The organism is Pseudomonas sp. PGPR N4 (genome assembly GCF_059693665.1).
In genome coordinates this window covers 1-26257 of the sequence record NZ_JCAUKV010000001.1, presented here as the reverse complement: position 1 = coordinate 26257, position 26257 = coordinate 1, and the positions used below count along the sequence as shown (strand labels likewise).

Genomic DNA, 26257 nt, shown 5'->3' with positions numbered 1-26257 from the left:
CATGAATAACACGCTTATCCAAACCGACCGTTTCGCCCTGAGCGAAACCGAGCGCTCGGCCATCGAGCACGAAAAGCACCACTACGAGGACCCGCGTGCGGCGTCCATCGAAGCCCTGAAGATTGTCCAGAAGCAACGCGGCTGGGTCCCGGACGGCGCCATCTATGCGATTGGCGAGCTGCTTGGCATCCCTGCCAGCGACGTCGAGGGTGTGGCCACCTTCTACAGCCAGATCTTCCGTCAGCCAGTCGGCCGGCACATCATCCGTGTCTGCGACAGCATGGTCTGCTACATCGGCGGCCACGAGTCGGTGGTCAGCCAGATTCAGAGCGAGCTGGGCATCGGCCTCGGCCAGACCACTGCAGACGGGCGTTTCACCCTGCTGCCGGTGTGCTGCCTGGGCAACTGCGACAAGGCCCCGGCGCTGATGATCGACGATGACACCTTTGGCGACGTGCAGCCTGCTGGCGTGACCAAACTGCTGGAGGGTTACGTATGACCATCACTTCCTTCGGCCCGGCCAACCGCATTGCGCGCGCCGCCGAGACTCACCCGCTGACCTGGCGCCTGCGTGACGACGGCGAGCCGATCTGGCTCGACGAGTACCAGGCCAAGGACGGCTACGCCGCTGCCCGCAAGGCACTGGCGCAGATGTCCCAGGACGACATCGTTCAGACCGTCAAGGACGCCGGCCTCAAGGGTCGTGGTGGCGCCGGCTTCCCCACTGGGGTGAAGTGGGGCCTGATGCCCAAAGACGAATCCATGAACATCCGCTACCTCCTGTGCAACGCGGATGAAATGGAGCCCAACACCTGGAAAGACCGCATGCTGATGGAGCAACAGCCCCATCTGCTGGTGGAGGGCATGCTGATCAGCGCCCGCGCCCTCAAGGCCTACCGCGGTTACATCTTCCTGCGTGGCGAATACACCACCGCCGCGAAAAACCTCAACCGTGCTATCGACGAAGCCAAGGCCGCTGGCCTGCTGGGCAAGAACATTCTCGGCAGCGGTTTTGACTTCGAGCTGTTCGTTCACACCGGTGCCGGGCGTTACATCTGCGGTGAAGAAACCGCGCTGATCAACTCGCTCGAAGGCCGCCGCGCCAACCCGCGCTCCAAGCCGCCCTTCCCTGCCGCCGTTGGCGTATGGGGCAAGCCGACCTGCGTGAACAACGTCGAGACCCTGTGCAACGTGCCAGCCATCGTTGGCAATGGCGTTGACTGGTACAAGTCGCTGGCCCGCGAAGGCAGCGAAGACCACGGCACCAAGCTGATGGGCTTCTCCGGCAAGGTGAAAAACCCAGGCCTGTGGGAACTGCCCTTCGGCGTGACCGCCCGTGAGCTGTTCGAAGACTACGCCGGCGGCATGCGCGATGGCTTCAAGCTCAAGTGCTGGCAACCAGGCGGCGCCGGTACCGGCTTCCTGTTGCCTGAGCACCTCGACGCGCAGATGTACGCCGGCGGCATCGCCAAGGTTGGCACCCGGATGGGTACCGGCCTGGCCATGGCAGTCGACGACAGCGTCAGCATGGTGTCGCTGCTGCGCAACATGGAAGAGTTCTTTGCCCGTGAGTCGTGCGGCTGGTGCACACCGTGCCGTGATGGTTTGCCGTGGAGCGTGAAGATGCTGCGTGCGCTGGAGAACGGCCAGGGCAAGGCAGAAGACATCGAGACGCTGCTCGGCCTGGTCAACTTCCTCGGCCCTGGTCGTACCTTCTGTGCCCACGCACCGGGTGCCGTCGAGCCGCTGGGCAGCGCCATCAAATACTTCCGCTCCGAGTTCGAGGCCGGTGTCGCTGCTACCAGCGAGCACACCCTGCGCCCGGATTTGGCCAAGCCGATCCAGGTCGAACCGACTGTGGCCGGCGCGTAACACATTTGCATGCGGGTGGTCCGTGCCACCCGCCAGCCTCGCAGGCGCGCACGGTATTGACCGATGCGAGCCGCAGGCACACAGATTTCCATTAGCCACGCCCGCTCACGCGGGCCAACGAAGAACTTTGAACCATGGCCACTATCCACGTAGACGGCAAAGCGCTCGAAGTCAACGGTGCAGACAACCTCTTACAGGCCTGTCTGTCGCTCGGCCTCGACATCCCTTATTTCTGCTGGCACCCGGCGCTTGGTAGCGTCGGTGCCTGCCGCCAGTGTGCGGTCAAGCAGTACACCGACGAAAACGACACCCGTGGTCGTATCGTCATGTCCTGCATGACTCCTGCCAGCGATGGCACCTGGATTTCCATCGAAGACGACGAGTCGAAGGCGTTTCGCGCCAGCGTCGTCGAATGGCTGATGACTAACCACCCGCACGACTGCCCGGTCTGCGAAGAAGGCGGTCACTGCCACCTGCAAGACATGACGGTAATGACCGGCCACAACGAGCGCCGTTACCGCTTCACCAAGCGTACCCACCAGAACCAGGACCTCGGCCCGTTCGTCGCACACGAGATGAACCGCTGCATCGCCTGCTACCGCTGCGTGCGCTTCTACAAGGACTACGCCGGCGGCACCGACCTGGGTGTTTACGGCGCCCATGACAACGTCTACTTCGGTCGGGTTGAAGATGGCGTGCTCGAGAGCGAGTTCTCCGGCAACCTCACCGAGGTCTGCCCGACCGGTGTGTTCACCGACAAGACCCACTCCGAGCGTTACAACCGTAAGTGGGACATGCAGTTTGCCCCAAGCATCTGCCATGGCTGCTCAAGCGGTTGCAACATCAGCCCGGGTGAGCGCTACGGCGAACTGCGTCGTATCGAAAACCGCTTCAACGGTTCGGTCAACCAGTACTTCCTGTGCGACCGTGGCCGCTTCGGTTACGGCTACGTCAACCGCAAGGACCGTCCGCGCCAGCCGCTGCTGGCCGATGGCAACAAACTGAGCGTCGATGCTGCGCTGGACAAGGCTGCCGACCTGCTGCGCGGCCGCACCATCGTTGGTATCGGTTCGCCACGGGCCAGCCTTGAAAGCAACTACGGCCTGCGCGAGCTGGTCGGTGCCGAGTACTTCTACTCCGGTATGGAAGCTGCCGAGCTCAAGCGCGTGCGCCTGGTGCTGGACGTGCTCAACAACAGCCCGCTGCCGGTGCCGACCCTGCGCGACATCGAAGACCACGATGCGGTGTTCGTACTCGGTGAAGACCTGACCCAAACCGCAGCGCGCGTCGCCCTGTCGGTTCGCCAGGCCACCAAAGGCAAGGCCGAGGCCATGGCCGACGCGATGCGCGTACAGCCGTGGCTCGACGCCGCAGTGAAAAACATCGGTCAGCACGCGCTGTACCCGCTGTTTATCGCAAGCCTTGCTGAAACCAAGCTCGATGACGTCGCTGAAGAGTGCGTGCACGCCGCCCCCGCCGACCTGGCGCGCCTGGGCTTCGCCGTTGCCCATGCAATCGATCCAAGTGCTCCAGCGGTAATCGGTCTGGACGACGAGGCCAAGGCCCTGGCCCAGCGTATCGCCGATGCATTGGTCGCTGCCCAGCGTCCGCTGGTGGTGTCGGGTGTTTCCCTGGCCGAACCTGCATTGATCGAAGCCGCCGCCAACATCGCCAAAGCGCTCAAGCTGCGCGAGAAGAATGGTTCGCTGAGCCTGGTGGTGCCTGAGGCCAACAGCCTCGGCCTGGCCATGCTCGGTGGTGATTCGGTGGACGCTGCGCTGGATGCGGTCATCAGCGGCAAGGCTGACGCTATTGTCGTGGTCGAAAACGATCTGTACGCCCGTGTTCCGGCGGCCAAGGTCGACGCTGCTCTGGCTGCGGCCAAGGTGGTCATCGTTGCCGACCACTCCAAGACTGCCACCAGCGAGCGCGCTCACCTGGTCCTGCCGGCGGCATCGTTTGCCGAAGGCGACGGTACCCTGGTCAGCCAGGAAGGCCGCGCCCAGCGCTTCTTCCAGGTGTTCGATCCGACCTACATGGACAGCAGCATCCAGATCCACGAAGGCTGGCGCTGGATGCACGCCCTGCGCGCGACCCTGCTCAACAAGCCGGTCGACTGGACTCAGTTGGACCACGTCACCAGCGCCTGCGCTGCCGCCACGCCGCAACTGGCCGCGATCGTCAACGCCGCGCCTAGTGCTGCGTTCCGCATCAAGGGCCTGAAGCTTGCCCGTGAGCCGCTGCGCTACTCCGGCCGTACGGCCATGCGCGCCAACATCAGCGTGCACGAGCCGCGTACTCCGCAAGACAAGGACACCGCGTTCGCCTTCTCCATGGAAGGCTACTCGGGTTCGGTCGAACCGCGCCAACAAGTGCCGTTCGCCTGGTCGCCGGGCTGGAACTCGCCGCAAGCCTGGAACAAGTTTCAGGATGAGGTCGGCGGCCATCTGCGTGCAGGTGACCCAGGCGTGCGCCTGATCGAGTCGCAGGGTGACCGTCTGAACTGGTTCAGCGCGATCCCGGCAGCCTTCAGCCCGGCCCGTGGTACCTGGACAGCGGTGCCGTTGTTCCACCTGTTCGGCAGCGAAGAAACCTCCTCGCGCGCTGCACCGGTGCAAGAGCGCATCCAGCCGGCCTATGTGGCCTTGGCCAAGTCCGAAGCAGACCGCCTCGGCGTCAACGAAGGCACGCTGCTCAGCCTGACCGTCGCTGGCGTCTCGCTGCGCCTGCCGCTGCGTATCAATGAACAGCTGGGCGCAGGCCTGGTCGCGTTGCCGAAAGGCCTGGCCGGGATTCCACCGGCCATCTTCGGTGCATCCGTCGAAGGCCTGCAGGAGGCAGCACAATGACCTGGTTAACCCCCGAAGTGATCGACGCGATCATCGCCGTGGTCAAGGCCGTTGTGGTCTTGCTCGCGGTAGTGGTCTGCGGCGCGCTGCTCAGCTTTGTCGAGCGGCGCCTGCTGGGCTGGTGGCAGGACCGTTACGGTCCGAACCGGGTTGGCCCGTTCGGCATGTTCCAGATCGCAGCCGACATGCTGAAGATGTTCTTCAAGGAAGACTGGAACCCGCCGTTCGTTGATCGGGTGATCTTCACCCTGGCACCCGTAGTGGCCATGAGCGCACTGCTGATTGCCTTCTCGATCATCCCGATCACCCCAAGCTGGGGTGTTGCCGACCTGAACATCGGCCTGCTGTTCTTCTTCGCCATGGCCGGTTTGTCGGTCTATGCGGTGTTGTTCGCAGGCTGGTCGTCGAACAACAAGTACGCCCTGCTCGGTGCCCTGCGGGCCTCGGCGCAGACCGTGTCGTATGAAGTGTTCCTGGGCCTGGCGCTGATGGGCGTGGTCGTGCAGGTTGGCTCGTTCAACATGCGCGACATCGTCGAATATCAAGCGCAGAACCTGTGGTTCATCATTCCGCAGTTCTTTGGCTTCTGCACCTTCTTCATCGCTGGCGTGGCGGTGACTCACCGTCACCCCTTCGACCAGCCAGAAGCGGAGCAGGAACTGGCCGACGGTTACCACATTGAATATGCCGGCATGAAGTGGGGCATGTTCTTCGTCGGTGAGTACATCGGCATCATCCTCATCTCGGCGCTGCTGGTAACGCTGTTCTTCGGTGGCTGGCATGGCCCGTTCGGCATCCTGCCGCAGGTGCCGTTCCTCTGGTTCGCCCTGAAGACCGCGTTCTTCATCATGCTGTTCATCCTGCTCCGTGCGTCGATCCCGCGTCCGCGCTACGACCAGGTGATGGATTTCAGCTGGAAGTTCTGCCTGCCGCTGACCCTGATCAATTTGCTGGTGACCGCTGCGATCGTGCTTTACAACACGCCAGCCGTCGCGGCCCAGTGAGGATTTGACCCATGTTCAAGTATATCGGCGACATCGTTAAGGGCACCGGCACGCAGCTGCGCAGCCTGGCCATGGTGTTCTCCCACGGGTTCCGCAAGCGCGACACCCTGCAATACCCAGAAGAAGCTGTGTACCTGCCGCCGCGCTATCGCGGCCGCATCGTCCTCACCCGCGACCCCGATGGTGAGGAGCGTTGCGTAGCCTGCAACCTCTGCGCGGTGGCCTGCCCGGTCGGCTGCATTTCGTTGCAGAAGGCCGAGACCGAGGACGGTCGCTGGTACCCGGAGTTCTTCCGCATCAACTTCTCGCGCTGCATCTTCTGCGGCCTGTGCGAAGAAGCCTGCCCGACCACCGCAATCCAGCTGACTCCGGATTTCGAAATGGCCGAGTTCAAGCGTCAGGACCTGGTGTACGAGAAAGAAGATCTGCTGATCTCCGGCCCCGGCAAATACCCTGACTACAACTTCTACCGTGTTGCGGGCATGGCAATCGCTGGCAAGCCGAAAGGCGCTGCACAGAACGAAGCCGAGCCGATCAACGTGAAGAGCTTGCTCCCATAAGGACAGAAAGATGGAATTCGCTTTCTACTTTGCATCCGGGATTGCCGTGGTTTCCACCCTGCGGGTGGTTACCGGCACCAACCCCGTACACGCCCTGCTCTACCTGATCATTTCGCTGATTTCCGTGGCGATGATCTTCTTCTCGCTGGGTGCACCGTTTGCCGGTGCCCTGGAAGTGATCGCCTACGCCGGCGCCATCATGGTGCTGTTCGTGTTCGTGGTGATGATGCTCAACCTGGGGCCGGCTTCAGTCGCCCAGGAGCGCGGCTGGCTGACCCCAGGGATCTGGGCCGGGCCGGTGCTGCTGGGCGCCTTGCTGCTGGCTGAATTGCTCTATGTGCTGTTCGTTGCGCCAAGCGGCGCGGGCATCAGCGGCACCACCGTGGACGCCAAGACCGTCGGCATCAGCCTGTTCGGTCCGTATCTGCTGGTGGTCGAACTGGCTTCGATGCTGCTGCTTGCTGCGGCCGTCACCGCCTTCCATTTGGGCCGCAACGAGGCGAAGGAGTAAATCATGGGTGCTATCCCGATGGAACACGGCCTGGCAGTCGCCGGCATTCTGTTCTGCCTTGGTCTGGTTGGCCTGATGGTCCGCCGCAACATTCTCTTCGTGCTCATGAGCCTGGAAGTCATGATGAACGCTTGTGCGCTGGCGTTTATCGTCGCCGGCGCGCGTTGGGTACAACCCGACGGCCAGGTCATGTTCATTCTGGTGATCAGCCTGGCAGCCGCCGAGGCCAGCATTGGCCTGGCGATCCTGCTGCAGCTGTATCGCCGCTTCCACACTCTCGACATCGATGCTGCCAGTGAGATGCGCGGATGAACCTTCTCTTCCTGACTTTCGTCTTCCCGTTGCTGGGCTTCCTGCTGCTGTCGTTCTCGCGCGGGCGGTTCTCGGAGAACCTCTCGGCGCTGATCGGCGTTGGCTCGATCGGCCTTTCGGCTGCTGTCTCGGCCTATGTCATCTGGCAATTCAACGTTGCCCCGCCTGAGGGCGGCGCCTACAGCCAACTGCTCTGGCAGTGGATGTCGGTGGATGGCTTTGCGCCGAGCTTCACCCTCTACCTGGACGGCCTGTCGGTGACCATGCTTGGCGTGGTCACCGGTGTCGGCTTCCTGATCCACCTGTTCGCCTCCTGGTACATGCGTGGCGAAGCCGGCTACTCGCGCTTCTTCTCGTACACCAACCTGTTCATCGCCAGCATGCTGTTCCTGATCCTGGGCGATAACCTGCTGTTCATCTACTTCGGCTGGGAAGGCGTGGGCCTGTGCTCGTACCTGTTGATCGGTTTCTATTACAGCAACCGCAACAACGGTAACGCCGCCCTCAAGGCCTTTGTCGTGACCCGTATCGGCGACGTGTTCATGGCCATCGGCATGTTCATTCTGTTCGCCCAGCTGGGTACCTTGAATGTGCAGGAACTGCTGGTGCTGGCACCGCAGAAGTTCCAGGCTGGTGATACCTGGATGGTACTGGCAACGCTGATGTTGCTCGGCGGTGCGGTTGGTAAATCGGCGCAGCTGCCGTTGCAGACCTGGTTGGCTGACGCCATGGCTGGCCCGACGCCGGTTTCGGCACTGATCCACGCCGCGACCATGGTCACGGCTGGCGTCTACCTGATCGCGCGTACCCACGGCTTGTTCGCCCTGGCGCCGGATATCCTCCACCTGGTCGGTATCGTTGGCGGTGTGACCCTGGTACTGGCCGGCTTTGCCGCGCTGGTGCAGACCGACATCAAGCGCATCCTCGCCTACTCGACCATGAGCCAGATCGGCTACATGTTCCTGGCCCTGGGCGTTGGTGCCTGGGAAGGCGCGATCTTCCACCTGATGACTCACGCCTTCTTCAAGGCGTTGCTGTTCCTTGCCTCCGGTGCGGTGATCGTTGCCTGCCACCACGAGCAGAACATCTTCAAGATGGGCGGTCTGTGGAAGAAACTGCCACTGGCCTACGCCAGCTTCGTGGTCGGTGGTGCGGCGCTGGCTGCCCTGCCGATCCTGACCGCAGGCTTCTACTCCAAGGACGAGATCCTCTGGGAAGCGTTCGCCAGCGGCAACAGCGGCCTGCTCTACGCTGGCCTGCTCGGCGCGTTCATGACCTCGCTGTACACCTTCCGCCTGATCTTCATTGCCTTCCATGGCGAAGCCAAGACCGAAGCTCATGCTGGCCATGGAATTTCCCACTGGCTGCCACTGGGCACGCTGATCGTGCTGTCGACCTTTGTCGGTGCCTGGATCCATCCACCACTGGCGGGTGTGCTGCCGCAGAGCGTCGGCCATGCCGGTGGCGAAGCCAAGCACAGCCTGGAAATCGCCTCGGGCGCCATTGCCATCGCCGGTATCCTGCTGGCGGCCATGCTGTTCCTGGGCAAGCGTCGCCTGGTCACGGCCATCGCCAACAGCGGCATCGGTCGCCTGCTCACGGCCTGGTGGTTCGCCGCCTGGGGCTTTGACTGGATCTACGACAAGCTGTTCGTCAAACCTTACCTGCTGATCTGCCACTTGCTGCGCAAGGACCCGGTAGATCGCGGCATCGGCCTGATTCCTCGGCTGGCACGTGGCGGTCATGTCGCCATGAGCAAGACCGAGACCGGCCAGCTGCGCTGGTACACCGCTTCGATCGCCGTAGGTGCAGTACTCGTACTCGGCGCCGTGCTGGTGGCTGCGGTATGACTTTCACACTTGCGAACCTTGCGACTTTGCCAAAGGAAACGAACCCGTCATGATTTTGCCTTGGCTGATCCTGATTCCCTTCATCGGCGGCTTCCTGTGCTGGCTGGGTGAGCGCTTCGGCTCTACCCTGCCGCGCTGGATTGCACTGCTGACCATGTCCCTGTTGCTCGGTATCGGCCTCTGGCTGTGGGCCAACGGTGACTACACCCTGGCCCCTGCTCCGGGCGCCGAACCTGCCTGGGCCTTCGAATACAAAGTCGAATGGATCAAGCGCTTCGGCATCAGCATCCACCTGGCGCTGGATGGCCTGTCGCTGCTGATGATCCTGCTCACCGGCCTGCTCGGTGTGCTTTCGGTGCTGTGCTCGTGGAAAGAGATCCAGCGCCACGTCGGCTTCTTCCACCTCAACCTGATGTGGATTCTGGGCGGCGTGGTCGGTGTGTTCCTGGCACTGGACCTGTTCCTGTTCTTCTTCTTCTGGGAAATGATGCTGGTGCCGATGTACTTCCTCATCGCGCTCTGGGGTCACAGCTCGGCGGATGGCAAGAAGACCCGGATCTACGCGGCGACCAAGTTCTTCATCTTCACCCAGGCCAGTGGTCTGATCATGCTGGTGGCGATTCTCGCCCTGGTACTGGTCAACTACGGCAACACTGGCGTCATCACCTTCAACTACAGCGACCTGCTCAAGGCCGACCTGCCGGCCGGTACCGAGTACCTGCTGATGCTGGGCTTCTTCATTGCCTTCGCGGTGAAGCTGCCGGTAGTGCCGTTCCACTCGTGGTTGCCTGATGCTCACGCCCAGGCGCCGACTGCCGGTTCCGTCGACCTCGCCGGTATCCTGCTGAAAACCGCTGCCTATGGCCTGCTGCGCTTTGCTCTGCCGCTGTTCCCGAACGCGTCGGCCGAGTTTGCCCCGATCGCCATGACCCTGGGCTTGATCGGTATCTTCTACGGGGCCTTCCTGGCCTTCGCGCAGACCGACATCAAGCGCTTGATCGCCTTCTCCAGCGTCTCGCACATGGGCTTCGTGCTGATCGGTATCTACTCCGGCAGCCAGCAAGCCCTGCAAGGCGCGGTGATCCAGATGCTGGCACACGGTGTTTCGGCTGCCGCGCTGTTCATCCTCAGCGGCCAGTTGTACGAGCGCCTGCATACCCGTGACATGCGTGAAATGGGCGGTCTGTGGCACCGTATCGCCTACTTGCCGGCCATCAGCCTGTTCTTTGCAGCTGCTTCGCTGGGCTTGCCGGGCACCGGCAACTTCGTCGGCGAGTTCCTGATCCTGATCGGCAGCTTCGCCCACGTGCCGTGGTTCACCGTGATTGCCACCACTGGCCTGGTGTTCGGTTCGGTCTACTCGCTAATCATGATCCACCGCGCCTACTTCGGCCCAAGCAAGTCCGAGACTGTGCTTGCTGGCATGGACGGCCGCGAGTTGATCATGGTGCTGGGCCTGGCCGTGTTGCTGATCGTGCTCGGCGTCTACCCGCAGCCGTTCCTCGACACCTCTGCCGCCACCATGAGTGGCGTGCAGCAGTGGCTCGGTTCCGCATTCACTCAACTCGCTTCGGCACGGTAAGAGCGCTATGGAATTCACCACTCAACACTTCATTGCATTGGCGCCGATGCTGATCACCACCCTCACCACGGTTGTGGTGATGCTGGCGATCGCCTGGAAGCGCAACCACTCGCAGACCTTCCTGCTGTCGACCATCGGTCTCAACGCTGCACTGCTGTCGATCCTGCCAGCACTGAAAGTCGCGCCGCTGGCGATCACCCCGTTGATCACCATCGACAAGTTCGCCTGCCTGTACATGGCGATCATGCTGGTCGCTACCCTGGCCTGCGTAACCCTGGCCCATGCTTATCTGGGCGAAGGTTCCAAAGGCTACCCGGGTAACCGCGAAGAGCTCTACCTGCTGCTGCTCATGTCGGCACTGGGCGGCCTGGTACTGGTCAGCGCCAACCACCTGGCGGGCCTGTTCATCGGTCTGGAGCTGCTCTCGGTGCCGGTCTACGGGCTGGTGGCGTACGCGTTCTTCAACAAGCGATCGCTGGAAGCCGGTATCAAGTACATGGTGCTGTCGGCTGCAGGTTCGGCGTTCCTGCTGTTCGGTATGGCGCTGCTGTATGCCGATGCAGGCACCCTAAGCTTCGACGGTATCGCCAAGGCGCTGGCCAGCACCAACATGCCAAGCCTGCTGGCTCAGATGGGCCTGGGCATGATGCTGGTCGGTCTGGCCTTCAAGCTGTCGCTGGTACCGTTCCACCTGTGGACCCCGGACGTCTACGAAGGCGCCCCGGCGCCGGTCGCAGCGTTCCTGGCCACCGCCAGCAAGGTTGCCGTGTTCGCGGTGCTGATGCGTCTGTACATGATCTCGCCTGCTGCCAGCAGCGGTGTACTGAGCACCGTGCTGGCGGTAATCGCCGTAGCTTCGATCCTGATCGGTAACCTGTTGGCGCTGACCCAGAGCAACCTCAAGCGTCTGCTCGGTTACTCGTCCATCGCCCACTTCGGCTACCTGTTGATCGCCTTGATCGCCAGCAAAGGCCTGGCCATGGAAGCCATGGGTGTTTACCTGGTCACCTATGTGATCACCAGCCTTGGCGCGTTTGGCGTGATCACGCTGATGTCGTCGCCATACGCCGGCCGTGACGCCGACGCCCTGTACGAGTACCGCGGCCTGTTCTGGCGTCGTCCGTACCTGACTGCGGTGATGACCGTGATGATGCTGTCGCTGGCGGGTATACCGCTGACCGCAGGCTTCATCGGCAAGTTCTACATCATCGCCACTGGCGTCGAGTCGCAACTGTGGTGGTTGGTCGGTGCACTGGTGATTGGTAGCGCCATCGGCGTTTACTACTACCTGCGCGTCATGGTCACCCTGTACCTGGTCGAGCCGAACCTGCGTCGCCACGACGCGCCGCTGAAGTGGGAGCAGCAGACCGGTGGCGTGATGCTGCTGGCAATTGCCCTGCTCGCCTTTGTCCTCGGTGTATACCCGCAGCCGCTGCTGGAGATGGTCCAGCAGGCCGGCCTGCAACTGATCGGCTGATCATCCGGCAAGATAAAACACCCCGCATCTGCGGGGTGTTTTTTTATGGGCAACAGGCTCACTTCGATCAGATCGACGTACGCGCGCCCTGCCTGGGTTCAGGCTCGGGTTTCCTTGGCGGGTCAGGGTTACGAGCAGCGTGGCGCAGCTCGCGGTTGGCGCTGGGCAACTGGACATCCGGATTGGGCATGCCACTGGGCGACAGTTCGTGGGTCATTTCGAACTCGGCACGCACAGACCAGCCACAGGCTTCATTGATGCACTGCAGGTAAGCGACCCTGAGAAACACATGCCGCCCTTCGCTGGTGCGGATGCGCATCCGGCTGCTGCAATGCGGGCACACCAGTTTGTAACTACTCACAGCGCCCTCCTCCAATCAGGTGGGTCTGTCGTAGGGAACAACGTGTCGGCAGCAAGAACACCTGAAAACCGGCAGTCTGTAAGTCGCTCCGACAACAGCTGGGCAAGTTGTTCCCGCGCGCTATCAGAATATTCATCACTATCATAATTACGTACCATGCGGTGCGGGTAAGGATCCATCCAGATTATTCATATTGAGTACATCCGTGCCATCGATCTTATCAGAACTTATCAGGGATATTCATAATGAGTAATACCTCTCTAGTTTCGGTGTTGCACCGGTTAAAGGAGTTAACCGGCACCAGCAGTGATTCCGCACTTGCAAAAGAGCTGGGCGTCAGTCCGCAGACCCTGAGCAGCTGGAAGGTGCGCGAGAGCATTCCCTACGCGTTTTGCATAGAAGCTGCCAACCGCCACAGCGTGTCACTGGACTGGTTGCTGCTTGGCATTGGCAGCCCGGCACGGACAGCCCAGGCAGGGCCAGCAAACGCGGCGCAAGAGCTGCTTGATCTGGTGCAGGGGCTGGCGCCTGCCGACCTGCAAGCCTTGCGTATTCAAATCGTGGACCGACTGCGCCTGCAGGAACTGGAGCGGCGCCTCGAGCAACTGAGCGCCGCTGTGCATTCGGCCTGACAATCACGATCCACGGCGCCAGCGCTGGACGATTTCCTTGAGATCAGCGTTCTCCAGCCAGAGCATCACCTTGACACTGATCGGAATCACGACCACCGCAGCGACAAAAGCCGCAACGCCTGTGGAGACGAAAGGCACCAGTGACAACAGCAGGGGCATGAATAGGTAGCCCACGCCCGCTGACAGCAACAGGGTAAGCAGGCGTTGTTGCAGGCTCAACTTGCGCCTCGTCCTTATCGTCACCCAGGCCTTGCCCTTCGACGAACTAACTAGCCAGGCGCCGAGTATCGCGCCAGCCAGGGCCTGGCCGTCGAAATTGGCCAGGTCACCCTCAATCTGCGCCCAATTACGCAGCATTTCCTGGGCAAGCTCATTCATGGGCAGCTCCCTGCAAGGCTGACCGGCCACCCAAGGCGCGCAACGTACAGTGCTCGACCAGACGCTGATAGCAGCTGCACAGGCGGCGACCGTGCACATGTCGGCAAAGGTCGGTGAGTTGCGTGTAGCCCAGTGCACGTAAACGCCGGCGCCAGCTGGCGAACTCCCCTGCGGCGATCGCCAAGGCCTGTTGACCGGCAAGTTGCAGATGGGTATCGCTGATGTACGCGGGTATCGCCAAGCGTTGGCGCAAACTCGACAGCTCGATGCGCGGCCAGAACCGGTCGTGGCGCGCCAGATAGTACAAAGGCGGGGCTGGGTCAGGCGATTGAAGCTCGGCGTCCATGGTCGTGCCTCCTCATTATTCTTGCAGCATGCCGTAGCGGATGGCCTTGATCACCGCCATTACCCGAGTGGTCACGGCGAACTTGCTGAGAATGTTGCCGACATGAAAATTTACGGTGACCTCCTTGCAGCCAATGATCTGGCCGATTTCCCATGAGGTCTTGCCATAGGCGCACCACAACAGTACTTCCCGCTCGCGCGGCGTCAGGTAAATGGGCGGGTTATTGCCCGGAGCATCAATCGGTGGGGTGACGGCGTTCATGGCTGGTTCTCCGCAGTTTCGAATCCGGCCCTCAGAGCAGAGGGGTAAGACACCACCTTACGAACTCGCGGATCGATCGCTCCAGTACCGGCAGTTGTAAAGCGATCGCCTACAACAACGTTCTAACTTCATACACTTGCCCGCTTAAGAATCGGACGTGCTTCGAGCGACATCTCGTACGTCTGACCTCCTTTGCCCTGTAAGCCCCTGCCATTGGAGTCGTTCGATGCGTTGTGTTCCACCCTCTCGCGCCTTAGGCCTGCTGATCAGTACGGCCAGCTGCCCGGTGCTGGCCAGCGCTCCCGTAGAACTGGATCAACTGCTGATCAATGATCAGCCGCAAAGCCAGTTGGAGGCGGCCGACGAGCGTCTGCGACACGTCCCGGGCGCTACCAATCTGGTAGACATGCAGCAGGTGGCACAAGGGCGGTTGGCCAGCAACCAGGACGTACTTGCCTATCAACCGGGTGTGTTTGCCCAGTCGGCGGGTAATGAGGGCATCAAACTGTCGATCCGCGGCTCGGGTATCAACCGTGCGCCGGGTGCGCACGGCTCAGGGGTCTACACGATGTTCGACGGTTTGCCGCTGACTGGCCCCGGCGGCACGCCTTACGAGCTGCTCGAGCCGCTGTGGCTGAGCCGCGCAGAGGTGCTGCGGGGCGCTAACGGTTTTGATCAGGGCGCGCTCACGCTCGGTGGCGCGATCAACTACGTGACCCACACCGGTTACGATGCCGATCGCCTGCAGGTGCGCTATGAGGCCGGCAGCCGCGGCTACGCCCATCGCCAGATCAGTTCCGGCCAGGTACTGGGCAAGCTCGATTACTACGTGGCCCTGACCGACTCGGAATACGACGGTTACCAGGAGCACAGCAGTGGCAGCGCCAAGGGCTTTGCTGCCAACGTTGGCTATCGCTTCAACCCGAATCTGGAAACGCGCTTCTACCTGCGCTACCGGGAAACCGAGAACGAACTGGCCGGGCGCCTGACCAAGGAGCAGATCAAGCACGACCCACGGGCCGCCAACGCCGCCTACCTGGCCCGTGACGACAGCCGCCCGCAGCCGGGCAGCACCTGGGTGGCCAACAAGACTACCTTCTACCTTGAGGACGATGCCCGCGTTGAAGCTGGGTTGGTCTACCACGATTTCCCGATGGACCTGCGCGAAGGGCCAATGCGCCTGAAGGTGGCCTACACCGATGTCAGCGGCACCCTGAACTACCTGCGCCGCGACACGTTGCTGGGCCACGAGAGCAAGACCACCGTGGGTTGGCGTACCACCAAGCACCTGCCTAACAACGGTGCGTCGCAGTTTGCCCGCACCAATGGCGATAATTTCGGCGCCCGCAGCCGCGACTTCAGTTATCAGGGTTCGGATACCGTGTTGCACGTCGGTAATGAACTGGAGCTGATCCCAGACCTGTGGCTGACCACCGGCCTGGCCATGATCTACACCCGCCGTGAGAGCGACGTCAGCTATCCCGCCAGTGGCGGCAAGGTCAGCCAGCACGATTGGGACTACGCCCCGCGGATCGGCCTGCGCTACGACTGGCAGCCAAACTTGCAGCTGTACGGCAACCTCAGCCGTTCGGTCGAACCGCCGCACCCGTGGTCGCTGATCTGGAGTTCTACGGTTGCGACCCAGCCAATCAAGATGCAAAACCAGACGGCGACCACGCTCGAGCTTGGCGCGCGAGGCGACTCGGCCGTCGGCCGCTGGGATCTGGCCTGGTATTACGCTCAGGTTCGCCACGAGCTGCTGGCGGTTGAACTCGTACAAGGCTTGCCTGCCAAGGAGTTCAATGCCAGCGCAACGGTGCATGAAGGGGTCGAAGCCAGCCTGGACAGCACCCTCTGGGAACAATCAGGCAGCGGCAAGCTGAGCCTGCGCCAAGCCTATACCTTCAGCGATTTTCACTACCGCGATGACCAGCGCTTTGGCGACAACCGCCTGCCTGGCCTGCCCGTGCACTACTACCAGGCCGAGCTGCGCTATGACTGGCCGAGCGGCTTCCATGTCGGCGTCAATACACAGATGGCGTCCAAGGTGCAGGTCGACTATGCCAACAGCAACCACGCCGATGCCTATGCCCAGTTCGGTGCGCGACTGGGTTGGGACTCACCGCAACAAGACTGGCAAACCTGGCTCGACCTGCGCAACCTGACCAACAAGCGTTACAGCGCCAGCGTCACCCCGGGCTATGACGATCAAGGCAGCGATCAACCCCGGGCGACGCCCGGGGAAGGATTCGGCGTGTATGCAGGTGTGTCCTACAGCTTGAAATAAGGCAGATTCAGGGCAACTGCACTTGCGGCTTGGTTTCGGTAAAGATGGTCCAGCTGGAAATGAACAACGCAGCGATCAACGGCCCGATCACGAAGCCGTTGAGGCCGAATACCGCCAGGCCGCCCAGGGTCGATACCAGGATCAGGTAGTCGGGCATGCGTGTGTCGCGCCCGACCAGGATCGGCCGCAACACGTTGTCGACCATACCGATCACCAACACACCAAAGGCCGTCAGCACCACACCCTGCCAGGTTGCCCCGGTCAGAATGAAGTAGGCCGCAACCGGTGCCCAGACGATCCCCGCGCCAACTGCTGGCAGCAACGACAGAAACGCCATCAGCACTGCCCAGATCAACGCACTGGGGATATCCAGAATCCAGAAGATCACCCCGCCCAGCGCACCCTGAGTGATCGCCACCAGCAGGTTGCCCTTGACCGTGGCGCGCACCACACGGTTGAACTTCAGTTGCAGGCGGCGCTTTTGATCCTCGGGCAGCGGTACCGCCAGGCGCACTTTGCGCGCCAACTCCGGCCCTTCACGCAAGAAGAAGAACAGGATGTAGAGCATGATGCCGAAGCTGACGAGGAAATCGAACGTGCCTTGGCCAAAGCTGAACGCCTGACTGGCCAGGATCTGGCTAGCTTGCCCGGCCCACTTGCTGATCTTGTCGCGCAAGCCATCGAGGTTACCCATGCCCATCTGGTCAAGGCCGTGCTGCGCGAACGCTGGAAGCATGTTCTTGCCTTGCTCAACGTAACCGGCGATGTCCAATTGGCCGCTCTCGATGCGTTGATACAGCGAGGCGCCCTCCTGTACCAACAGTGCACTGGTGAAGATCACCGGCAAGATGGCGATCAGCAGACAGATCAGCAACGAGACACCGGCGGCGAGGTTGCGCCGGCGGTTGAAACGGATCAACAGGTTGCGCTGCAAAGGGGCAAACAGGATGCCCAGAATCACCGCCCAGAATATCGCGCCGTAATACGGCAGCATGATCCAGACGAAGGCAATGGTGACGGCGGTCAGCAGCACGGCCAGTGCCCTGTTCTGTAGTGCGGTTTGGTTCATGAGTATTCCTCGGGGATTCAGACCTTTAGTGCAGCAGAGATCTGAAAAAGTGCCCTGCGAGGGTTGATCCAGATCAATGCGCCTGAATTGGCCAGCCACTACCATCCGCGCCCTTTGCTCCGGTGCGCCCATGACCTCTCTCGCCAAGCCTGAATTGCTCGCCCCTGCCGGCACGCTGAAAAGCATGCGCTACGCCTTTGCCTACGGCGCCGACGCGGTGTATGCCGGCCAGCCGCGCTACAGCCTGCGGGTGCGCAACAACGAATTCGACCATGCCAACCTGGCCTTGGGCATCAACGAAGCGCACGCCTTGGGCAAGCAGTTCTACGTGGTGGTCAACATCGCCCCGCACAACGCCAAGCTGAAGACCTTCCTCAAGGACCTTGCTCCGGTGATCGCGATGGCGCCCGATGCGTTGATCATGTCTGACCCGGGCCTGATCATGCTGGTGCGCGAGCACTTCCCACAGATGCCGGTGCACCTGTCGGTGCAGGCCAACACGGTCAACTGGGCGAGCGTGCGCTTCTGGCAGCAGCTTGGCCTGAGCCGAATCATCCTCTCGCGCGAGTTGTCGCTGGAAGAGATTGAGGAGATCCGCCAGCAGGTACCCGCTATGCAGCTGGAGGTGTTTGTCCACGGCGCCCTGTGCATGGCCTACTCAGGACGCTGCCTGCTGTCGGGCTACCTGAACAAGCGCGACGCCAATCAGGGCAGCTGCACCAATGCCTGCCGCTGGAAGTATCAGGCCACTGCAGCGGTGGAGAACGTCAGCGGCGACATCGTCCATGAAGTGCAACCGACTCTTGGCCTGGGCGCCCCGACCGAGCAGGTGTTCCTGCTTGAAGAGGCCAATCGGCCCGGTGAAGCGCTGCCGGCGTTCGAGGACGAACACGGCACCTACATCATGAACGCCAAGGACCTGCGCGCCGTACAACACGTCGAGCGGCTGACGCGCATGGGTGTGCATTCGCTGAAAATCGAAGGCCGGACCAAATCGCATTTCTACTGCGCTCGCGCGGTGCAGTCCTACCGCCAGGCCATCGACGATGCCCTGCAGGGGCGGCCGTTTGATCGCAGCCTGATGGACAACCTTGAATCGCTGGCCCAGCGTGGCTACACCGAAGGCTTCCTGCGCCGCCATGTGCACGATGAATACCAGAACTACCAGCGCGGCAATTCGGTGTCCGAGCGACAGCAGTTCGTCGGTGAGCTGACCGGTGTGCGGGTCGAGGGCCTGGCCGAGGTCAAGGTCAAGAACCGTTTTGCCCTTGGCGATCAGCTGGAGCTGATGACACCCCGCGGCAACTACCATTTCGAACTGAGCCGCCTGCACGATCGGCAGCAGCGCGAGATCGAGGTAGCGCCTGGCGACGGCCACGTGGTGTATCTGCCTATCCCTGAGCAGGTGCCACTTGAGTACGCGTTGCTGATGCGTGATCTGGACGGTGATGCGCCTGCCAGCTGACAGCGCTGTAATGACTGCGTCAGCTTGCTGTCAGGTGAATTGCGCCATGCTGGCCGTTTTTGACCTGCCTGCAGCAGGCTGATGCCGGTTGCGTTAAGCTGCCGCCGAGCCTGCCGCCTGCAGGCGGCCGCCCCTTGCCGAGGAATTTGACCATGCTGCGTACTCGCCTGATTGCTCTGGGCCTGCTGGCCTTCACTGGCCTTGCTCAGGCTGCCGAGACCATCGACGTTTACCGTGACCCCAACTGTGGCTGCTGCAAGCAGTGGATCAGCCACCTGCGCGATAACGGTTTTACCGTCAATGACCACGTCGAGCCGAACATGAGCGCCGTGAAACAACGCCTCGGCGTAGCGCCGCGGCTGGCCTCCTGTCATACCGGTGTCATCGATGGCAAGTTCGTCGAGGGCCATGTGCCGGCCGAACAAGTGCGCCTGCTCGCCACACGCAACGACCTCAAGGGCGTGGCAGTACCCGGCATGCCGATGGGTTCGCCAGGGATGGAGATGGGCGATCACAAAGATTCATATCAGGTGATCGGCGTGACCCATGAGGGTAACGACGAGGTGGTGGCCAGCTACTGAGCCGCGGCCGATGATGAGCCTTGTGGCGTTGTTCCTCAGCGCCTTCGGCGCCGCCACTCTGCTGCCGTTGCAGTCCGAAGCGGTGCTGGTCGGGTTGCTGCTGCGCGAGCAGCATGCCTGGTTGACCCTGCTGCTGGTCGCGACCCTGGGCAATGTGCTGGGCTCGGTGGTCAACTGGCTGCTCGGCCGGGCGGTGGAACGGCTCCGTGAGCACCGCTGGTTCCCGTTCAGTGGCGCCCAACTGGAGCGTGCCCAGCAACGCTACCAACGCTGGGGCCAGTGGTCGCTGTTGCTTAGCTGGATGCCGGTGATCGGCGATCCTCTGACGCTGATTGCCGGCATCATGCGCGAGCCATTCTGGCGTTTTCTGCTGCTGGTGACAGTCGCCAAGTGTGGGCGTTACCTGGTGGTAGTGCTGATTACCCTGGGCTGGGTTAACGGCCAGTAACACCTTTGCCGCTTGTTGCGCGTGTCGGGCTGCTACAGTCGCTTTTTTCCTACATGGTCCTACACGGAGTGCCCCCATGCTGCGCGCAACCGCCCTGGCCCTCGCCTGCCTAATCGGCAGCCCGGCGTTCGCTGCCGAGTCGCCCACCTATGGGCAGCAACTCGAAGGCTTCGACTACCCCTACCCGCTCCAGCATTACGACTTCACCTCGCAAGACCAGGCCTTGCAAATGGGCTATATGGATGTCCCTGCCCAAGGCAAGGCCAACGGTCACAGCGTGGTGCTGATGCACGGCAAGAACTTCTGCGGCGCAACCTGGGAAAGCAGCATCGACGCCCTCAGCAAAGCCGGCTACCGGGTTATCGTGCCGGACCAAATCGGCTTCTGCACGTCGAGCAAGCCTGCCTATTACCAATACAGCTTCCAGCAGCTGGCGAGCAACACTCACGCCCTGCTCGAGCAGTTGGGGGTCGAGCAGGCGATCATTCTCGGCCACTCCACTGGCGGCATGCTTGCCACCCGCTATGCGCTGATGTACCCGCAGCAGGTCGAGCGCCTGGCGATGGTCAATCCAATCGGCCTGGAAGACTGGAAAGCCCTAGGCGTGCCTTACCGAACGGTCGATCAGTGGTATCAACGTGAGCTCAAGCTGGACGCCGAGGGCGTGCGCAACTACGAGCGCAAGACCTACTACGCCGGCCGCTGGAAGCCCGAATACGAGCGCTGGGTGCAGATGCTGGTTGGCTTGAATCAGGGTCCTGGGCATGAGCGCGTGGCATGGAACTCGGCGTTGATCTACGACATGATCTTTACCCAGCCGGTTTATCACGAGTTCCAGAACCTGAAGATGCCGACCTTGCTGCTGATTGGCGATCAGGACACTACCGCGATTGGCAGCGACATTGCCCCGGCTGAGGTCAAGGCGAAGCTGGGCAACTACAAGGCGCTGGGACCGCAGGCGGCCAAGCTGATCCCCCAGGGCGAGTTGATCGTCTTTGAGGGGATGGGCCACGCGCCGCAAATCGAAGAACCGCGGCGCTTCCACAAGACCTTGATCGACTGGCTGCAGAAATGAACCAGCTCTGAGCCGACCGTTAGCCGAAGCGTTGCAACTGCATTTCCCGTAACCGGCTCAAGGTGCGCTGATACGGGAATGCCAGGTAGCCCTTTGTGTAGAGCGCATCCAACGGCACTTGGGCCTCAAGGTAGAGGGCAACGCGGCGGTCATAGCACTCGTCGACCAAAGCGATGAAGCGGCGCACGCTATCGTCTTTGGCTGACAACGTCGGCAGCTGGCGATCGCCGGCTGCTACTCGCTCGGCAGCATCTTCGGTGCCCCGTGCAATGCGCCCGGCGCGCTGCTCGCCGCCTAGCGCAGGGATAGCATCGATGAGGATCGCCGGAAACCGGTCACACAAGGCCATGAATTCGATGGCCGACAACGGTTGCTCGCACAGATCGCTGAAGTGACACCAGATGGCCTGGTCACTGCGGCGCACCACGCGGATTTGTCGCGAACCTAATTGCAGCGGCTCGGCACAACCAGCGTCGCCGGCACTCAAATGCTCGAACAGGGTGCCGAAGGTACTGGTCGCATTGTCTGCTACACACCAGTAACGCTGACGCGCGAGGCCTGGGTGCAGCCGGTGATCCTGTTCGCCGACGACCGGCAGGATCTGCATATGCCGCTGCATCGCCTCAATGGCGGGCAGGAAGCGGTCACGATTGAAGCCGTCCAGGTACAGCTCAGTCGGCGGTTGATTGGAGGTGGCGACGATCACCACACCGTGCTCGAACAGCTCGCTGAACAACCGGCCAAGGATGATCGCGTCGCCGATGTCGTTGACGAACAGCTCATCGAAGCACAGCACGCGAATTTGCCCGGCCAGCTCACTGGCCAGTGCTCGCAGCGGATCAGCGGTGCCGTTGAGCTGGAACAGCCGTTGATGCACCCAGGCCATGAAGTGATGAAAGTGCTGGCGCCTTGCAGGTACTTGCAGGCAGCGATGGAACTGGTCCATCAGCCAGGTCTTGCCGCGACCGACCGGCCCCCATAGGTAGACGCCCGGGCCGGCCTGGTCAGTCTGCAAGGATTCGAAACACCGCTGAAGGGCGGCTACGGCATTGGCCTGCGCAGGATCGGCAACGAAGCCGTCCTGCTGCAAAGCCTGCTGATAGAGCGTTTGCGGATCGATAGCCATGTGCCAGTGAGCGTTTGGGAAAACGCCATGGTACCTGTTATCGCGATTACTGGTCGTTGCTCAAGCCAACTTTCAGCAGCGCGCCGTCTTTGGCGTCGGTCAATACATACAGGTAGCCGTCAGGCCCTACGCGCACATCACGAATTCGCGCCTTCAGTTCGCCCAGCAGCCGCTCTTCGTGCACCACCTTATCGCCCTTGAGCTGCAGGCGGATCAGCTCTTGAGTGGCCAGTGCACCGATGAACAGGTTGTGGTCCCAGGCCTTGAACGTAGGACGGTCGTAGAACGCCATGCCGCTGATGCCTGGTGACTTCTCCCACACGTGATGGGGATCGACCATGCCGTCAACGTGCTTGCCCTTGGCCTCTGGAATCGGCAACAGCGAGTAGTTGATGCCATGGGTAGCAATCGGCCAACCGTAGTTCTTGCCAGCCTGGGGAATGTTGATCTCGTCACCACCGCGCGGCCCGTGCTCATTGGTCCAGAGCTCGCCGCTCCACGGATTGAGCGCTGCGCCCTGCTGATTGCGATGGCCAAACGACCAGATCTCGGGGCGAACGTCTGATTTGCCAACGAAGGGATTGTCTTTGGGTACTTCACCATCGGGGAGGATGCGCACGACCTTGCCTTGGAGCTTGTCCAGGTCCTGCGCGGTGGCGCGTTGGTTGTTCTCGCCCAGTGCGATGAACAAATAGCCGTTCCGGTCGAACACCAGCCGCGAGCCGAAATGGTTGCCTTCAGACAGTTTCGGCATCTGCCGGAATATCACGGTGAAATTGTCGAGACGCGCGCGGTCGGCCGAGAGCTGGCCGCGGCCAACCGCAGTACCGGCCTTGTCATCGTCGCCTTCTTCGGCGAACGACAGGTAGACCGTGCGGTCCTTGTCGAAGTCTGGCGACAGCACTACATCGAGCAGGCCGCCCTGCCCTTGCGCCCAGACCTTGGGGACGCCGCTCAGGGGTGGCCCGACCTTGCCTTCAGCGGTCACCAGACGCAGGTTGCCAGGGCGTTCGGTGACCAGCATGTCCTTACCGCCTGGAAGAAACGCCAGGCCCCAAGGATTACGCAGGCCATTGGCTACTGTGCTGACGGTGATCTCACCCTCTTCACTGGGAAATTGCTGCTCGGAGGCGGCGTGGGCAAATACGGGCAGCAACGCTGCAACGGTCAAGCTGGTCAACCAGGATCGTGGAGTCATGCGGGGTTCCTTGCAGAAAAGCTCACGGCGCGCGTTGGCTGTCACGCGGCGGGCGACTGGGTTCGAGGCGTGGGGTCTGTTGTTGGCGGCGCAAGTTGTCACCGTTGCCGATACCGCGATTGTCCAGCGTCGGTGGACGTGGCATGGGCTGGGTAGAGGGCCCGCGCACGGGTGGGGTATCAGGCGCACTGCCCTGCCGACTATTGGGGTTGGCGCGCTGAATCGGGCTGTTGTAGGGGTTGTTGTTGGCCGCCAGCGCACTGGTATCAGCGAATGCGGCGCTGCCAGGTAACGCCAGCAACAAACCAAGGCCAAGGACTGGCCAGACAGATTTCATGTGCCACCTCCAAAAACGAAAAAGCCACGCTCAGGCGTTGGATAGCCTAGGGCGTGGCAGGTTCGTATTAAAAGTGCGAATTCGTGTGCAGATGCTTCGTGACGTGTCTAGCGGCTGAGGGCCGCCAACGACAGCAGCACCTGATCAGCGATTGGCGTTGGCGGCGGCCATCATTTTATTGACCTCGCTACGGACCATGATCGCAAAATCCTGAGGCGTCATCGCATCTAGCTCGGCGCGGACCCACTCGGCCCATTTGCCCTTGCGACGAGACTTCTCGGAAATCAAGCGACCGGCTTCAGCCTTGACCTTGCCAAGGTTGCTCTGCCAATACTCGAACAGTCGCGCTTTCTCCGCTTCGATCTGCGCCCGTTCTTCAAAGCTTCTGTTGGCCAGATTGAAACTCATGAAAATCTACCCTGCTGCATGAAATTTGCCGGCTATCTTACACTGATGCGGCAATCGGCCGGAACGTCTGCGCAACTTTCCCGCCGCGCAGGTATCCATTGTTCTAACCATCACCAAACGAGGAGCTGTTCATGGCCCGGAAAACCACCCAAATCGATACCGATCAGATCAAGGACCAGGTCTTCAGCGAGCTGCAGTCGTTAATTGAAGAGTCCGAGCGTCTACTCGAGCAAAGTGCATCGCTGATTGGCGAAGAGGCCGATACCCTGCGCGCCCAGATCAGCCAGAAGCTGAGCCAGGCTCGTCAGGCTGCCACCTCGGTACGCGACCGTGCGCAGCCGGTGGTCGAAGCCACTCAAGATTATATCGGTGGCCACCCGTGGCAGACCGTTGCGGTGTCTGCAGGCTTCGGTCTGGTAGTCGGCTTGCTGCTGGGCCGTCGTTCGTAATACGGGCGAGATCGCTGGCTCAGCCGCTGATCAAGCGGCCAGAGCCAGCGGTATACCACTGTGAAAGCGCAATTCCTGATCTGTTGAACAGATCAACTCTGCTTCAGCCTCGCGCACCTTCTCCACTACGCGCGCGATGTCGGCCTGATCGCCATACTGATTGGCAAGTTTCAGATAGCCGAGAAAATGCCGCGCTTCGCTGTTCAGCAAGCCGTGGTAAAACGTCCCTAACTCTTCATCCAGGTGCGGTACAAGTGCGGCAAAGCGCTCGCAGCTGCGCGCTTCGATAAAAGCACCCACCACCAGGGTATCGACCAACTTGACCGGCTCGTGGGAGCGAACCAGCTTGCGCAAGCTGGACGCATAGCGCCCTGCCGGAACCGGCCGCAGCGGTACGCCCCGGCGTTTCATCAGGCGCAGTACCTGCTCGTGGTGAACCAGCTCCTCACGTGCAAGGCGCGACATCATGTTGATCAGGTCGAGGTGCGCGTTGTACTTGGCAATCAAGCTCAAAGCTGTGCTGGCAGCCTTGAATTCACAGTTTTTGTGATCGATCAGCAGCGTCTCCTGATCGGCCAGTGCTGCTTCGATCCAGGCATCAGGGGTGCGACAACCGAGAAAGGCTTCGACTTCGGGAATCAGGGACATAATTTCACGGCAACTGAACAGCGGCAGGGTCGGCGATTATACCGAGGGCAGCGGCGATCGCCAGCGACTATGCTTGATATACGTCAAACGGCAACCGTGAGCGCGCCGTCTATAGTCAGGCATCGGCCACCCATTTTAGGAGTCCATGCTCATGCAACAGGTCAGAAGCATTCTGGTTGTACTCGATCCAGACCACGCCCACAGCCGGGCGCTGACCCGGGCCAAGCTGATTGCCGGGGTGACGGGCGCCCGTATGCATCTGCTGATGTGCGACAAAAAGCACGACCATCAGGCACTGCTGAGCGTGTTGGCGGGCCAACTGCAGGAAGACGGCTACGACAATATTAGCTTTGAGCAAAGCAGGCACGATGTTGTACATGAGGCCATCATCCAGGCCCAGCAAGCCGAGGGTTGCGACCTGGTAATCAAGGAGCATCGTCCGGATAACCCCCTGAAGAAAGCATTACTCACCCCTAGCGACTGGAAGCTACTGCGTCAGTGCCCTTGCGCGGTACTGATGGTCAAGAGCGAGCAACCCTGGACCGGTGGGGTGATTCTGGCAGCGGTCGACGTGGGCAATCATGATGAGGAACACCGCCTATTGCATGCGAGCATTATCGATCACGGTTTTGGCATCGCCAGCCTGGCCAAGGGCGAACTGCACGTGATCAGTGCCCACCCCTCCCCCATGCTCTCCGCAGCTGATCCGGTGTACCAGAACCGGGACAGTATCGAACAACGCTATCGCGAGGCGTGCAGCGCGTTTCAAGCTGAGTTCGATATCACTGATGATCGCCTACACATTGCTGAAGGTCCGGCAGATGTGCTGATTCCTTACACCGAGGATAAATACAAGGCCGTGGTAACGGTGATCGGCACCGTTGCCCGTACGGGTATCTCCGGCGCGTTGATTGGCAACACTGCTGAAGTGGTGCTGGATAAGCTTGAAGGTGATGTATTGGTACTGAAGACCGAGCAGGTGATTGCGCATCTTGCTGAGTTGGCTCGGGGCTGAAGCTGCCTTGATTGGGGCCGCTATGCAGCCCCTAATTCCCAGATCCGGAAAAGACAAAACCCCTACCTGCTCGCGCAGATAGGGGTTTTGCGAAATGAATCTTGACGATGACCTACTCTCACATGGGGAGACCCCACACTACCATCGGCGATGCAT

28 protein-coding genes are annotated in these 26257 nt (G+C 61.3%); 18 read left to right on the top strand and 10 right to left on the bottom strand.

Going from position 1 to position 26257, the window contains the following annotated elements; all coding sequences use genetic code 11:
* Nucleotide 1: 1 nt before the first annotated feature.
* The 10 genes from nuoE (at nucleotide 2) to nuoN (ending at nucleotide 12017) form a co-directional block, all read left to right on the top strand.
* Complete coding sequence (gene nuoE / locus AC58X1_RS00140; RefSeq protein ID WP_101318386.1) at nucleotides 2-499, top strand: NADH-quinone oxidoreductase subunit NuoE; 498 nt, start codon at nucleotides 2-4, stop codon at nucleotides 497-499.
* Nucleotides 496-1872, top strand: a complete 1377-nt coding sequence (gene nuoF, locus AC58X1_RS00135) for an NADH-quinone oxidoreductase subunit NuoF (protein WP_101318384.1) — start codon at nucleotides 496-498, stop codon at nucleotides 1870-1872. Before nuoE ends, nuoF begins: the two co-directional genes overlap by 4 nt.
* Nucleotides 1873-2006: 134 nt before the next feature.
* Nucleotides 2007-4721 carry an NADH-quinone oxidoreductase subunit NuoG gene (nuoG, locus tag AC58X1_RS00130; protein WP_181089390.1) on the top strand — a complete coding sequence of 905 codons (2715 nt, stop codon included), beginning with the start codon at nucleotides 2007-2009 and terminating at the stop codon, nucleotides 4719-4721.
* A complete protein-coding gene (nuoH, locus tag AC58X1_RS00125) occupies nucleotides 4718-5725 on the top strand; it encodes an NADH-quinone oxidoreductase subunit NuoH (protein ID WP_465884859.1) in 1008 nt (335 codons plus the stop codon). Before nuoG ends, nuoH begins: the two co-directional genes overlap by 4 nt.
* An 11-nt stretch (nucleotides 5726-5736) precedes the next feature.
* Entirely contained in the window at nucleotides 5737-6285 is a 549-nt protein-coding gene (nuoI, locus tag AC58X1_RS00120) for an NADH-quinone oxidoreductase subunit NuoI (protein ID WP_101318379.1), read from the top strand.
* Nucleotides 6286-6295: 10 nt separating this feature from the next.
* Entirely contained in the window at nucleotides 6296-6796 is a 501-nt protein-coding gene (nuoJ, locus tag AC58X1_RS00115) for an NADH-quinone oxidoreductase subunit J (RefSeq protein WP_101318377.1), read from the top strand.
* A gap of 3 nt (nucleotides 6797-6799) precedes the next feature.
* Nucleotides 6800-7108 (top strand): NADH-quinone oxidoreductase subunit NuoK, encoded by a 309-nt coding sequence (gene nuoK, locus AC58X1_RS00110; RefSeq protein ID WP_103436825.1) that lies wholly within the window; start codon nucleotides 6800-6802, stop codon nucleotides 7106-7108.
* On the top strand, nucleotides 7105-8958 hold the full coding sequence (gene nuoL, locus AC58X1_RS00105) for an NADH-quinone oxidoreductase subunit L (protein ID WP_101318373.1): 1854 nt from the start codon (nucleotides 7105-7107) through the stop codon (nucleotides 8956-8958). Before nuoK ends, nuoL begins: the two co-directional genes overlap by 4 nt.
* 49 nt (nucleotides 8959-9007) lie before the next feature.
* Nucleotides 9008-10540, top strand: a complete 1533-nt coding sequence (gene nuoM, locus AC58X1_RS00100) for an NADH-quinone oxidoreductase subunit M (protein WP_101318371.1) — start codon at nucleotides 9008-9010, stop codon at nucleotides 10538-10540.
* A 7-nt stretch (nucleotides 10541-10547) separates the two neighbouring features.
* Nucleotides 10548-12017 (top strand): NADH-quinone oxidoreductase subunit NuoN, encoded by a 1470-nt coding sequence (nuoN, locus tag AC58X1_RS00095; protein ID WP_101318369.1) that lies wholly within the window; start codon nucleotides 10548-10550, stop codon nucleotides 12015-12017.
* Nucleotides 12018-12084: 67 nt separating this feature from the next.
* Here nuoN and AC58X1_RS00090 read toward each other — a convergent pair whose 3' ends face one another.
* A complete protein-coding gene (locus tag AC58X1_RS00090; RefSeq protein ID WP_224785544.1) occupies nucleotides 12085-12378 on the bottom strand; it encodes an Ogr/Delta-like zinc finger protein in 294 nt (97 codons plus the stop codon).
* A gap of 245 nt (nucleotides 12379-12623) precedes the next feature.
* On the opposite strand from AC58X1_RS00090, the gene AC58X1_RS00085 reads away from it, so the two are divergent.
* Entirely contained in the window at nucleotides 12624-13010 is a 387-nt protein-coding gene (locus AC58X1_RS00085) for a helix-turn-helix domain-containing protein (protein WP_150571304.1), read from the top strand.
* A 3-nt stretch (nucleotides 13011-13013) separates the two neighbouring features.
* On the opposite strand, the gene AC58X1_RS00080 is transcribed toward AC58X1_RS00085, so the two are convergent.
* From AC58X1_RS00080 to AC58X1_RS00070, 3 genes are read right to left on the bottom strand one after another with little or no spacing between them, the layout of a single operon-like run.
* Nucleotides 13014-13388 (bottom strand): hypothetical protein, encoded by a 375-nt coding sequence (locus AC58X1_RS00080; RefSeq protein WP_224785543.1) that lies wholly within the window; start codon nucleotides 13386-13388, stop codon nucleotides 13014-13016.
* The gene (locus tag AC58X1_RS00075; protein WP_101318365.1) at nucleotides 13381-13734 is read right to left on the bottom strand and encodes a head completion/stabilization protein; all 354 of its coding nucleotides are present in this window, start codon (nucleotides 13732-13734) and stop codon (nucleotides 13381-13383) included. The genes AC58X1_RS00080 and AC58X1_RS00075 overlap by 8 nt, the downstream gene beginning before the upstream one ends.
* 15 nt (nucleotides 13735-13749) lie before the next feature.
* On the bottom strand, nucleotides 13750-13995 hold the full coding sequence (locus AC58X1_RS00070; protein ID WP_101318363.1) for a helix-turn-helix domain-containing protein: 246 nt from the start codon (nucleotides 13993-13995) through the stop codon (nucleotides 13750-13752).
* A gap of 226 nt (nucleotides 13996-14221) precedes the next feature.
* On the opposite strand from AC58X1_RS00070, the gene AC58X1_RS00065 reads away from it, so the two are divergent.
* Nucleotides 14222-16282 carry a TonB-dependent receptor family protein gene (locus AC58X1_RS00065; protein WP_312390196.1) on the top strand — a complete coding sequence of 687 codons (2061 nt, stop codon included), beginning with the start codon at nucleotides 14222-14224 and terminating at the stop codon, nucleotides 16280-16282.
* A 7-nt stretch (nucleotides 16283-16289) separates the two neighbouring features.
* On the opposite strand, the gene AC58X1_RS00060 is transcribed toward AC58X1_RS00065, so the two are convergent.
* On the bottom strand, nucleotides 16290-17351 hold the full coding sequence (locus AC58X1_RS00060) for an AI-2E family transporter (RefSeq protein WP_150571306.1): 1062 nt from the start codon (nucleotides 17349-17351) through the stop codon (nucleotides 16290-16292).
* A 130-nt stretch (nucleotides 17352-17481) separates the two neighbouring features.
* Between AC58X1_RS00060 and trhP the strand changes: the two genes are divergently transcribed.
* From trhP to AC58X1_RS00040, 4 genes are all read left to right on the top strand, one after another.
* A complete protein-coding gene (trhP, locus tag AC58X1_RS00055) occupies nucleotides 17482-18816 on the top strand; it encodes a prephenate-dependent tRNA uridine(34) hydroxylase TrhP (protein ID WP_497428057.1) in 1335 nt (444 codons plus the stop codon).
* 152 nt (nucleotides 18817-18968) lie between these two features.
* Entirely contained in the window at nucleotides 18969-19397 is a 429-nt protein-coding gene (locus AC58X1_RS00050; protein ID WP_181089398.1) for a DUF411 domain-containing protein, read from the top strand.
* Between the two features lie 10 nt (nucleotides 19398-19407).
* Nucleotides 19408-19845 carry a YqaA family protein gene (locus AC58X1_RS00045; RefSeq protein WP_150571309.1) on the top strand — a complete coding sequence of 146 codons (438 nt, stop codon included), beginning with the start codon at nucleotides 19408-19410 and terminating at the stop codon, nucleotides 19843-19845.
* Between the two features lie 76 nt (nucleotides 19846-19921).
* A complete protein-coding gene (locus AC58X1_RS00040) occupies nucleotides 19922-20920 on the top strand; it encodes an alpha/beta fold hydrolase (protein WP_150571310.1) in 999 nt (332 codons plus the stop codon).
* Nucleotides 20921-20939: 19 nt separating this feature from the next.
* Here the strand turns inward: AC58X1_RS00040 and zapE are convergent, their stop codons facing one another.
* The 4 genes from zapE to AC58X1_RS00020 all read right to left on the bottom strand — a co-directional run bounded on the left by zapE (nucleotide 20940) and on the right by AC58X1_RS00020 (nucleotide 23989).
* Nucleotides 20940-22046, bottom strand: coding sequence for a cell division protein ZapE (gene zapE, locus AC58X1_RS00035; RefSeq protein ID WP_497428056.1), 1107 nt, complete (start codon nucleotides 22044-22046; stop codon nucleotides 20940-20942).
* Nucleotides 22047-22092: 46 nt separating this feature from the next.
* Nucleotides 22093-23244, bottom strand: coding sequence for a PQQ-dependent sugar dehydrogenase (locus tag AC58X1_RS00030; RefSeq protein WP_150572836.1), 1152 nt, complete (start codon nucleotides 23242-23244; stop codon nucleotides 22093-22095).
* A 22-nt stretch (nucleotides 23245-23266) separates the two neighbouring features.
* Nucleotides 23267-23581, bottom strand: coding sequence for a hypothetical protein (locus AC58X1_RS00025; protein ID WP_181089402.1), 315 nt, complete (start codon nucleotides 23579-23581; stop codon nucleotides 23267-23269).
* Between the two features lie 144 nt (nucleotides 23582-23725).
* The gene (locus AC58X1_RS00020; protein ID WP_101318342.1) at nucleotides 23726-23989 is read right to left on the bottom strand and encodes a hypothetical protein; all 264 of its coding nucleotides are present in this window, start codon (nucleotides 23987-23989) and stop codon (nucleotides 23726-23728) included.
* A gap of 131 nt (nucleotides 23990-24120) precedes the next feature.
* On the opposite strand from AC58X1_RS00020, the gene AC58X1_RS00015 reads away from it, so the two are divergent.
* On the top strand, nucleotides 24121-24438 hold the full coding sequence (locus AC58X1_RS00015) for an ElaB/YgaM/YqjD family protein (protein WP_101318340.1): 318 nt from the start codon (nucleotides 24121-24123) through the stop codon (nucleotides 24436-24438).
* A gap of 30 nt (nucleotides 24439-24468) precedes the next feature.
* On the opposite strand, the gene AC58X1_RS00010 is transcribed toward AC58X1_RS00015, so the two are convergent.
* Nucleotides 24469-25086 (bottom strand): MiaE family protein, encoded by a 618-nt coding sequence (locus AC58X1_RS00010; RefSeq protein ID WP_101318338.1) that lies wholly within the window; start codon nucleotides 25084-25086, stop codon nucleotides 24469-24471.
* A gap of 151 nt (nucleotides 25087-25237) precedes the next feature.
* Here AC58X1_RS00010 and AC58X1_RS00005 point away from each other — a divergent pair, with 151 nt between their 5' ends.
* Nucleotides 25238-26101 (top strand): universal stress protein, encoded by an 864-nt coding sequence (locus AC58X1_RS00005; protein WP_101318336.1) that lies wholly within the window; start codon nucleotides 25238-25240, stop codon nucleotides 26099-26101.
* Nucleotides 26102-26257: the final 156 nt, after the last annotated feature.

Coding starts and splice junctions, on each gene's coding strand:
- AC58X1_RS00020 (WP_101318342.1), bottom strand. CDS start 23,989: ATGAGTTTCAATCTGGCCAACAGAAGCTTTGAAGAACGGGCGCAGATC.
- nuoL (WP_101318373.1), top strand. CDS start 7,105: ATGAACCTTCTCTTCCTGACTTTCGTCTTCCCGTTGCTGGGCTTCCTG.
- nuoI (WP_101318379.1), top strand. CDS start 5,737: ATGTTCAAGTATATCGGCGACATCGTTAAGGGCACCGGCACGCAGCTG.
- nuoG (WP_181089390.1), top strand. CDS start 2,007: ATGGCCACTATCCACGTAGACGGCAAAGCGCTCGAAGTCAACGGTGCA.
- AC58X1_RS00045 (WP_150571309.1), top strand. CDS start 19,408: ATGATGAGCCTTGTGGCGTTGTTCCTCAGCGCCTTCGGCGCCGCCACT.
- zapE (WP_497428056.1), bottom strand. CDS start 22,046: ATGGCTATCGATCCGCAAACGCTCTATCAGCAGGCTTTGCAGCAGGAC.
- nuoF (WP_101318384.1), top strand. CDS start 496: ATGACCATCACTTCCTTCGGCCCGGCCAACCGCATTGCGCGCGCCGCC.
- AC58X1_RS00015 (WP_101318340.1), top strand. CDS start 24,121: ATGGCCCGGAAAACCACCCAAATCGATACCGATCAGATCAAGGACCAG.
- AC58X1_RS00085 (WP_150571304.1), top strand. CDS start 12,624: ATGAGTAATACCTCTCTAGTTTCGGTGTTGCACCGGTTAAAGGAGTTA.
- trhP (WP_497428057.1), top strand. CDS start 17,482: ATGACCTCTCTCGCCAAGCCTGAATTGCTCGCCCCTGCCGGCACGCTG.
- nuoH (WP_465884859.1), top strand. CDS start 4,718: ATGACCTGGTTAACCCCCGAAGTGATCGACGCGATCATCGCCGTGGTC.
- AC58X1_RS00030 (WP_150572836.1), bottom strand. CDS start 23,244: ATGACTCCACGATCCTGGTTGACCAGCTTGACCGTTGCAGCGTTGCTG.
- nuoE (WP_101318386.1), top strand. CDS start 2: ATGAATAACACGCTTATCCAAACCGACCGTTTCGCCCTGAGCGAAACC.
- nuoM (WP_101318371.1), top strand. CDS start 9,008: ATGATTTTGCCTTGGCTGATCCTGATTCCCTTCATCGGCGGCTTCCTG.
- AC58X1_RS00060 (WP_150571306.1), bottom strand. CDS start 17,351: ATGAACCAAACCGCACTACAGAACAGGGCACTGGCCGTGCTGCTGACC.
- nuoN (WP_101318369.1), top strand. CDS start 10,548: ATGGAATTCACCACTCAACACTTCATTGCATTGGCGCCGATGCTGATC.
- AC58X1_RS00070 (WP_101318363.1), bottom strand. CDS start 13,995: ATGAACGCCGTCACCCCACCGATTGATGCTCCGGGCAATAACCCGCCC.
- AC58X1_RS00050 (WP_181089398.1), top strand. CDS start 18,969: ATGCTGCGTACTCGCCTGATTGCTCTGGGCCTGCTGGCCTTCACTGGC.
- AC58X1_RS00025 (WP_181089402.1), bottom strand. CDS start 23,581: ATGAAATCTGTCTGGCCAGTCCTTGGCCTTGGTTTGTTGCTGGCGTTA.
- nuoJ (WP_101318377.1), top strand. CDS start 6,296: ATGGAATTCGCTTTCTACTTTGCATCCGGGATTGCCGTGGTTTCCACC.
- AC58X1_RS00080 (WP_224785543.1), bottom strand. CDS start 13,388: ATGAATGAGCTTGCCCAGGAAATGCTGCGTAATTGGGCGCAGATTGAG.
- AC58X1_RS00005 (WP_101318336.1), top strand. CDS start 25,238: ATGCAACAGGTCAGAAGCATTCTGGTTGTACTCGATCCAGACCACGCC.
- AC58X1_RS00040 (WP_150571310.1), top strand. CDS start 19,922: ATGCTGCGCGCAACCGCCCTGGCCCTCGCCTGCCTAATCGGCAGCCCG.
- AC58X1_RS00010 (WP_101318338.1), bottom strand. CDS start 25,086: ATGTCCCTGATTCCCGAAGTCGAAGCCTTTCTCGGTTGTCGCACCCCT.
- AC58X1_RS00065 (WP_312390196.1), top strand. CDS start 14,222: ATGCGTTGTGTTCCACCCTCTCGCGCCTTAGGCCTGCTGATCAGTACG.
- nuoK (WP_103436825.1), top strand. CDS start 6,800: ATGGGTGCTATCCCGATGGAACACGGCCTGGCAGTCGCCGGCATTCTG.
- AC58X1_RS00075 (WP_101318365.1), bottom strand. CDS start 13,734: ATGGACGCCGAGCTTCAATCGCCTGACCCAGCCCCGCCTTTGTACTAT.